This is a genomic window from Sporosarcina luteola (assembly GCF_023715585.1).
Taxonomy (GTDB): domain Bacteria; phylum Bacillota; class Bacilli; order Bacillales_A; family Planococcaceae; genus Sporosarcina; species Sporosarcina luteola_D.
The window spans coordinates 1-313 of the sequence record NZ_JAMBOK010000022.1 but is presented as its reverse complement, the minus strand read 5'-3'; the positions used below and the strand labels follow the sequence as shown (position 1 = coordinate 313).

The 313-nt window shown below is 50.2% G+C and carries 1 tRNA gene; it reads right to left on the bottom strand.

Annotated features, from left to right (window positions below):
- Window positions 1-186: 186 nt before the first annotated feature.
- A tRNA-Ala gene (locus M3193_RS16630) sits at window positions 187-262 on the bottom strand.
- Window positions 263-313 lie beyond the last annotated feature (51 nt).

Here is a 313-nt window from a genome sequence, read left to right as displayed (position 1 = left end):
GCCAGCGTTCGTCCTGAGCCAGGATCAAACTCTCCATAATAGAGAAATTCGAGTAGCTCGAGTTTCTTGCTGGCATCAATTAAGATGTCAATTTGAATCCGAAGATTCATTTGTTCTTTTCACCGACGAGGTCGGCTCCAGAACTTTATTTGTTGACGTTTTGCTGTTCAGTTTTCAAGGTTCATATGGTGGAGCCTAGCGGGATCGAACCGCTGACCTCCTGCGTGCAAGGCAGGCGCTCTCCCAGCTGAGCTAAGGCCCCATAAGAAGTGGTCGGGAAGACAGGATTCGAACCTGCGACCCCTTGGTCCCA